Source organism: Streptomyces sp. NPDC055078 (assembly GCF_053607985.1).
Window position 1 is genome coordinate 1 of record NZ_JBSGUP010000387.1, and the last position, 7,812, is coordinate 7,812.

General features: G+C 70.4%; 7 protein-coding genes. 6 read left to right on the forward strand and 1 reads right to left on the reverse strand.

Annotation, left to right across the window (positions count from 1 at the left end; genetic code table 11):
- The first annotated feature begins 168 nt into the window (after nucleotides 1–168).
- Nucleotides 169–825, forward strand: coding sequence for an SDR family oxidoreductase (locus ACWF94_RS26885; RefSeq protein ID WP_453493656.1), 657 nt, complete (start codon nucleotides 169–171; stop codon nucleotides 823–825).
- A gap of 35 nt (nucleotides 826–860) precedes the next feature.
- Here the strand turns inward: ACWF94_RS26885 and ACWF94_RS26890 are convergent, their stop codons facing one another.
- Nucleotides 861–1,577 (reverse strand): NAD(P)-dependent oxidoreductase, encoded by a 717-nt coding sequence (locus ACWF94_RS26890; protein ID WP_453493659.1) that lies wholly within the window; start codon nucleotides 1,575–1,577, stop codon nucleotides 861–863.
- A gap of 92 nt (nucleotides 1,578–1,669) precedes the next feature.
- Between ACWF94_RS26890 and ACWF94_RS26895 the strand changes: the two genes are divergently transcribed.
- The 5 genes from ACWF94_RS26895 to ACWF94_RS26915 form a co-directional block, all read left to right on the forward strand.
- A complete protein-coding gene (locus tag ACWF94_RS26895) occupies nucleotides 1,670–2,377 on the forward strand; it encodes a TetR/AcrR family transcriptional regulator (RefSeq protein ID WP_453493662.1) in 708 nt (235 codons plus the stop codon).
- A gap of 282 nt (nucleotides 2,378–2,659) precedes the next feature.
- A complete protein-coding gene (locus ACWF94_RS26900) occupies nucleotides 2,660–4,606 on the forward strand; it encodes an acyl-CoA dehydrogenase family protein (protein ID WP_453493665.1) in 1,947 nt (648 codons plus the stop codon).
- A gap of 109 nt (nucleotides 4,607–4,715) precedes the next feature.
- The gene (dxr, locus tag ACWF94_RS26905; RefSeq protein WP_453493668.1) at nucleotides 4,716–6,056 is read left to right on the forward strand and encodes a 1-deoxy-D-xylulose-5-phosphate reductoisomerase; all 1,341 of its coding nucleotides are present in this window, start codon (nucleotides 4,716–4,718) and stop codon (nucleotides 6,054–6,056) included.
- The gene (locus tag ACWF94_RS26910; protein ID WP_453493671.1) at nucleotides 6,053–7,354 is read left to right on the forward strand and encodes a M50 family metallopeptidase; all 1,302 of its coding nucleotides are present in this window, start codon (nucleotides 6,053–6,055) and stop codon (nucleotides 7,352–7,354) included. The genes dxr and ACWF94_RS26910 overlap by 4 nt, the downstream gene beginning before the upstream one ends.
- A 290-nt stretch (nucleotides 7,355–7,644) precedes the next feature.
- The coding region (locus ACWF94_RS26915; protein ID WP_453493674.1) for a flavodoxin-dependent (E)-4-hydroxy-3-methylbut-2-enyl-diphosphate synthase at nucleotides 7,645–7,812 on the forward strand (168 nt) is incomplete at its 3' end.

The window sequence follows — 7,812 nt, forward strand, 5'->3', positions numbered from 1 at the left end:
CACCCGCAGGCGACCCACCCGGGCCGGCCGTACAGACCGCCCGGGTGGGTGACCCGCAGCAGACCCACCGCCGCACACCCACCGCCGCCGACATCACGCGACCGGCGGACCCCGCCTCTCACCCCCGCCCCTCACCACCTCCTCCGACCCGAAAGCCGAGACAAGATCATGAAGGTGTTCCAGATCGGCGCCGCCGGAGCGGTCGGCGGCCGACTCGCCCAACTGCTCACCGCCCGCGGCGACCAGGTGACCGGCATGCACCGCAACCCGGCACAGGCCACCACGGTGCGGGACGCCGGTGCCACACCGGTCATCGGCGACCTCATCACCGACTCCGTCGAGGACCTCGCGGCCAAGCTCACCGGCCACGACGCCGTGGTCTTCGCCGCCGGTGCCCACGGCACAGGCAAGGACAAGACCGCACTCATCGACGGCAAGGGCCTGGAGAAGGCCGCCGACGCCGCGCAGCGCGCCGGTGTCCCGCGCTTCGTCCTCGTCTCCGTCTTCCCCGACGCATGGCGCGACCGGGAGCGCAACGACGGCTTCGAGCACTACATCAAGGTCAAGAAGACCGCCGATGTGTATCTCACCCGCACGGACCTCGACTGGCTGATCGTCCGCCCCGGCACACTCCTGGACTCACCCGGCACCGGCCACGTCACGGCCGGACCCGCGGTGGAGTACGGCGACGTACACCGCGACGACGTCGCCGCCTTCATCGACGCCGCTCTCCACGAGCCCGCCCTTCGCCACACGATCGTCGAACTCACCAACGGCGACACGCCCGTCACCACCGCCGCCGCCAACCTGGCCGTACGCCCCTGAGCGGGTAGGGGCCCCGGCTCGATCTCCGGAACCGCTCAGGCGCGGTCACGGGGGTCGCCGGTGTGGGCGAGGGCGCTGGGGGTGAGGCGGCCGACGATCGCCGGTGCCTCCTGGACGAGGGCGTCGTCGGTGAGCGCCTCCACCATGAACAGCGCGAAGTCCACCCGGCGGGTCAGATCGCTGGCCAGGACCGGGTCGCCCACATGCCGGCTCCACACGGGCAGGCCCTGGCCCTCGCCCTCCTCCAGGGAACTGCCGCGCACCACGGTCCACCGGGTGTCACTGGCGAACACCCGGCGGCACGCCTCCACCTGGTCGTCGATCTCGACTGCGCGGACGAGCTTGCCCAGCACGGCGGCGATCCGGACGCCCGCGGTGAACATCCGTGAGTACCGGTCCTTGCCGTCGCGCGTGATGTGCCAGCCGCAGGAGAAGACCAGGCGCGCGCCCGGCCGTGCGTGGTCGAGCACCGCCTGCGCCGTGCCGGACGCGTACTGCCGTACGCCCCAGGGCACCAGCACCGTCAGCACCCCGTCGCACCCGTCGACCGCCCGCCGGATCACCTCAGGGTCGTTCGTGGGTCCGGGGACGACGGTCATCCGGCCGTCGAAGGCGGCCAGTTTCGGCACGCTGCGCTCCCGGCACACGCCGACCACCTCGTAGCCGCGTTCCAGCGCGTGCCGGACCATGTACTGCCCGAGCTTCCCCGAAGCGCCGACGATGCAGACCCTCTTCATACGATCCGTGCCCATGGCGCGGCCCCTTCGCCGGAGTATCAACCTTATGCTGTAAGGCAAGCTAGCCTTATGCTGTAAGGTAGTCAACAGGAGTGAAAGGCGTGGAAATGCCCGAGGCAAAGGGCCGGCGTGGGGCGTCGGCGCGTACGCCGCTCAGCCGTGAGCGGGTGATCCGTACGGCGGTGGCGGTGGCGGACGAGAAGGGCTCGGCCGCGCTCACCATGCGGGCCATCGCCGAGCCGCTGGGCGTCGAGGCGATGTCGCTGTACCACCATGTCGCGGGCCGGGAGGACATCCTCGACGGCATGGTGGACGCCGTGTTCGGCGAGATCGACCTGCCGCCGCGCGACCTGGACTGGAAGGGCGCCATGCGCCACCGGGCGGAATCCGCCCGTGCCGTGCTCCGGCGCCATCCGTGGGCCGTCGCCCTGATGGACTCCCGTACGCGGCCCGGCCCCGCGACCCTGCGTCACCACGACGCCGTCCTCGGCGCCCTGCGCGCCGGGGGATTCTCCGTCCCGATGACCGCACACGCCGTCTCGCTGATCGACAGCTATCTGTACGGCTTCGTGATCCAGGAGCTGAGCCTGCCGTTCAGCAACTCGGCGGAGCTGGACGAGGTCGCCGGTGCCATCCTGCGTGAGATGCCCGCCGACGCCTACCCCCACCTCACCGAGCTGGCCACCGAGCACGCCCTCAAGCCCGGCTACGACTACGGCGACGAGTTCGCCTTCGGCCTCGGCCTCATCCTCGACGCCCTGCGCCCGGACGAGCCCGGGAGCGCCCGGGCCGCTTCGGCCGCGTCATCGGGCTGATCCGGCGCCCGTGCCTGTGCCTGCCCCGGGCCGGGGCACCGGCACGGCCCCCGCCCCCGCCCCCGCGGGGGTCGCCCGACTGCGGCACGGGACTGGTGGAGCGGACGGTAATCGGGTAGTACGGATGAGTAGCACCGGTCGGTAGGGCGATGTCGCCCCGGCGGCCGACGGCGCGGAGACCGCCCGGCGAAACGCCCGGCAGTACGCCCGGAGAGAACCCCCGAGAACCCCCGAGAACCCCTGAGAACCCCCGGAACCCCGACTCGCGGCGAGGTGGACCTCATGACCGCACCACTCGAAAAGAATCGGCCCCCCAAGGTCAGTGAGCGAGAGGCACGGCAGGTCGCCGAAGCCGCGCGCGAACAGGACTGGCGCAAGCCCAGCTTCGCCAAGGAACTGTTTCTGGGCCGCTTCCGGCTCGATCTGATCCACCCCCACCCCCTGCCCGCGGGCGAGGACACCCGGCGCGGCGAGGAGTTCCTCGCCCGGCTCCGCGACTTCTGCGAGACGCGGATCGACGGCGCGCTCATCGAGCGCGAGGCCCGAATCCCCGACGAGGTGATCAACGGCCTGCGGGAACTGGGCGCGCTCGGGATGAAGATCGATACGAAGTACGGTGGCCTCGGCCTCACCCAGGTGTACTACAACAAGGCCCTGGCCCTCGTCGGCTCCGCCAGCCCCGCGATCGGCGCGCTGCTCTCCGCGCACCAGTCGATCGGCGTTCCGCAGCCCCTGAAGATCTTCGGCACCCAGGAGCAGCGGGACACCTTCCTGCCCCGCCTCGCCCGCCATGACATCTCCGCCTTTCTGCTCACCGAGCCCGATGTCGGCTCCGACCCGGCCCGGCTGGCCACCACGGCGGTCCCGGAAGGCGAGGACTACATCGTCGACGGCGTCAAGCTCTGGACGACCAACGGCGTCGTCGCCGATCTGCTCGTGGTGATGGCCCGGGTGCCGAAGTCCGAGGGCCACCCCGGAGGCATCACCGCCTTCGTCGTCGAGGCGTCGAGCGAGGGCATCACCGTCGAGAACCGCAACGCCTTCATGGGCCTGCGCGGCCTGGAGAACGGCGTCACCCGCTTCCACCGGGTCCGCGTCCCCGCCGCCAACCGCATCGGCCCGGAGGGCGCGGGCCTCAAGATCGCCCTCACCACCCTCAACACCGGCCGGCTCTCCCTGCCCGCCATGTGCGTCGGCGCGGGCAAGTGGTGTCTGAAGATCGCCCGCGAGTGGTCGGCGGCCCGCGAACAGTGGGGCAAACCCGTCGCCCGGCACGAAGCGGTGGGCGCGAAGATCTCCTTCATCGCCGCCACCACGTTCGCGCTGGAAGCCGTCCTCGACCTCTCCTCCCAGATGGCCGACGAGGACCGCAACGACATCCGTATCGAGGCGGCCCTCGCCAAGCTGTACGGCTCCGAGATGGCCTGTCTGATGGCCGACGAACTGGTCCAGATCCGCGGCGGACGAGGCTTCGAGACCGCAGACTCGCTCGCCGCCCGCGGCGAACGCGCCGTACCGGCCGAACAGATCCTGCGCGACCTGCGGATCAACCGTATCTTCGAGGGCTCCACCGAGATCATGCATCTCCTCATCGCCCGTGAGGCGGTCGACGCCCATCTCAAGGTCGCGGGCGATCTGATCGACCCGGACAAGTCCCTCGGCGACAAGGCCAGGGCCGGCGCCCAGGCCGGCGCCTTCTACGCCCGCTGGCTGCCCAAGCTGATCGCAGGCCCGGGGCAGCTCCCGCGTACGTACAGCGAGTTCCACCCCGCAGGACATCTCGACCTCTCCCCGCATCTGCGCTACGCCGAGCGCGCCTCCCGCAGGCTCGCCCGGTCGATGTTCCTGGCCATGGCACGCTGGCAGGGCCGGATGGAGACCAAGCAGGGCTTCCTCGGCCGGATCGTCGACATCGGCGCGGAACTGTTCGCGATGAGCGCCGCCTGTGTCCGCGCCGAGTTGCTGCGCACCTCCGGGGAACACGGCCGGGAGGCGTACCAGCTGGCCGATGTGTTCTGCCGGCAGGCCCGCATCCGGGTCGAGGAACTGTTCGACCGGCTGTGGTCCAACACCGACGACATCGACCGCAAGGTGGTCGACGGCGTGCTGTCCGGCACCTACACCTGGCTGGAGGAGGGCGTTGTCGACCCCAGCGGCGAGGGCCCCTGGATCGCCGACGCCACCCCGGGACCCGCCACGAAGGACAACGTCCACCGCCCGATCCCCTGAGCGGGGCCCCATGCCCTGAGAGGGGCGAGAGCCGGCGGCGACGCCCGCGGTCGGCTCCGCCGCGGCACCACTGTCCCGGAAGAGCCGGTGTTACGGACACAATGGGGGGATGAGCGACAGCCCATCCCCCCTCGCCGACCCGCATATCGCCTTCGACCCGGCCGCGGGACGCCGTGACCTTGTGGTCCTCGGCTCCACCGGGTCCATCGGCACACAGGCCATCGACCTCGTCCTGCGCAACCCCGACCGCTTCCGGGTCACCGGGCTCTCCGCCGCGGGCGGCCGGGTCGGACTCCTGGCCGAGCAGGCGCGGCGGCTGCGGGTCCGGGCGGTCGCTGTGGCCCGCGAGGAGGCCGTGCCCGCACTGCGCGAGGCACTCGCCGGGCAGTACGGCTCCGAGAAGCGGCCCGAGATCCTGGCCGGACCCGACGCCGCCACCCAGCTCGCCGCTTCCGACTGCCATACGGTGCTCAACGGCATCACGGGCTCCATCGGGCTCGCGCCCACCCTGGCCGCGCTGCGGGCGGGCCGCACCCTCGCCCTCGCCAACAAGGAGTCGCTCATCGTCGGCGGGCCGCTGGTGAAGGCCCTCGCCCGCCCCGGCCAGATCATCCCGGTGGACTCCGAGCACGCCGCCCTGTTCCAGGCACTGGCGTCCGGCACCCGCGCCGATGTCCGCAAGCTCGTCGTCACCGCGTCCGGCGGCCCCTTCCGCGGCCGGACCCGGGCCGAGCTGGCGGACGTCACCCCCGAGGACGCCCTCGCGCACCCCACCTGGGCCATGGGCCCGGTGATCACGGTGAACAGCGCGACCCTGGTCAACAAGGGGCTTGAGGTCATCGAGGCCCACCTCCTCTACGACATCCCCTTCGACCGGATCGAGGTCGTCGTCCACCCCCAGTCCTATGTCCACTCCATGGTCGAGTTCACGGACGGCTCCACCATCGCCCAGGCCACCCCGCCCGATATGCGCGGCCCGATCGCCATCGGCGTCGGCTGGCCGCAGCGGGTCCCCGACGCGTCCCCCGCGTTCGACTGGAGCAAAGCCTCCACCTGGGAGTTCTTCCCCCTCGACACCGACGCCTTCCCCGCGGTGGGACTCGCCCGGCGGGTGGGGGAGCTGGGCGGGACCGCCCCGGCGGTGTTCAATGCCGCCAATGAGGAGTGCGTCGAGGCGTTTCTCGCCGGACGGCTGCCGTTCAACGGAATCATGGATACGGTCACCGAAGTCGTCACCGAGCACGGAACACCCGAGCATGGAACGTCCGGGCATGGAACGTCCGGGCATGGAACACCTGGGTACGGAGCACCCCCGCGGGGAACACCCGGGCATGGAACATCCGCGCGGGGAACCCGGCTGACGGTGGCCGACGTCCTGGAAGCGGAGAGCTGGGCCCGGGCGCGGGCCCGGGAACTGGCAGCGAAATCCACAGCGGAGGCTCGCGCATGACGATGTTGTTGACGGTCCTTGGCATAGCGCTGTTCGCCGTGGGGCTGCTGTTCTCCATCGCCTTCCATGAGCTGGGCCATCTCTCCACGGCCAAGCTCTTCGGCATCCGCGTACCGCAGTACATGGTCGGCTTCGGCCCGACGATCTTCTCCCGGCGCAAGGGCGAGACCGAGTACGGCATCAAGGCCATCCCGATGGGCGGCTACATCCGCATGATCGGGATGTTCCCGCCCGGCGCGGACGGCCGGCTGGAGGCCCGCTCCACCTCGCCCTGGCGCGGGATGATCGAGGACGCCAGAACGGCGGCGTACGAGGAACTCCAGCCGGGCGACGAGAAGCGGCTCTTCTACACGCGCAAGCCGTGGAAGCGTTTCATCGTGATGTTCGCCGGGCCGTTCATGAATCTGATCCTGGCCGTCGCGATCTTCCTCGGGATCTCGATGTCCTTCGGTTTCGCCACCCAGACCACCGAGGTCGCCGGCGTCCAGAAGTGCGTCATCCAGCAGAGCGAGAAGCGCGACACCTGCGCCCCCGGCGACCCGGTCTCACCCGCTCAGAACGCCGGGCTGAAGGAGGGCGACAAGATCGTCGCCTTCAACGGCGAGCGCGTCGGCGACTGGGGCACCCTGTCGAACCACATCCGCGAGACCATCGGCCCGGCCACCATCACCGTCGAGCGCGACGGCCGCGAGCAGGTGCTCAAGGCCGATCTCATCAAGAACCTGGTGGCCAAGAAGGACGCGGACGGCGAGGTCGTCCCCGGTGACTTCGTCCCGGCCGGCTATCTCGGCTTCGCCGCACAGACCAAGATCGTGCCGCTCTCCTTCACCGACTCCGTCGACCGTATGGGCGACATGATGGCGAACGGCGTCGAGTCGATCATCGCGCTCCCCGCCAAGGTCCCCGACTTGTGGAACGCGGCCTTCGGCGAGGGCGAGCGCAAGGACGACTCCCCGGTCGGCGTCGTCGGCGCCGCCCGGATCAGCGGCGAGGTGATGAACCTCGATGTGCCCACCGAGAACATCATCGCCACCTTCATGATGCTGCTCGCGGGCTTCAACCTCTCGCTGTTCCTCTTCAATATGCTGCCGCTGCTGCCGCTGGACGGCGGGCATATCGCGGGGGCCCTGTGGGAGTCCGTACGCCGCAACGTGGCCAGGCTCTTCCGGCGCCCCGACCCGGGCCCGTTCGATGTCGCCAAGCTGATGCCGGTCGCGTATGTGGTGGCGGGCGTCTTCATCTGCTTCACCCTGCTGGTGCTGGTCGCGGACATCGTCAACCCGGTCAAGATCAGCTGATACCCGGGCCTGGACCGGCCGGCACACGGGTCCGGGTTCCGTCGGCCTGTGCGACGGGACGGGACGGTACGGGTCCGGTACGACGGCCTGACCGGCCCGGCGGGGTCGGCTGACCGGAGACCCTACGGCAGGTGGTGTGCGGCGGCCGGGTGCATTTTGTGCCCGGCCGCTCACCTATGCGTGGGGATTTCCCCGCGCGATGTGCTTGTCGTAACCGAGGTGCCGTAATCTCGACTGCTGGAGCCCGCCGATCTCGGGACCTCGATCCACACCTTGGGGTTGCACAGCAGATGACCGCGATTTCTCTCGGTATCCCTTCCGTTCCGACCAAGCTCGCCGACCGGCGCGTCAGCCGGAAGATCCAGGTCGGTTCGGTGGCGGTGGGTGGTGATGCTCAGGTTTCGGTGCAGTCGATGACGACGACGCGTACGTCGGATGTCGGGGCGACGTTGCAGCAG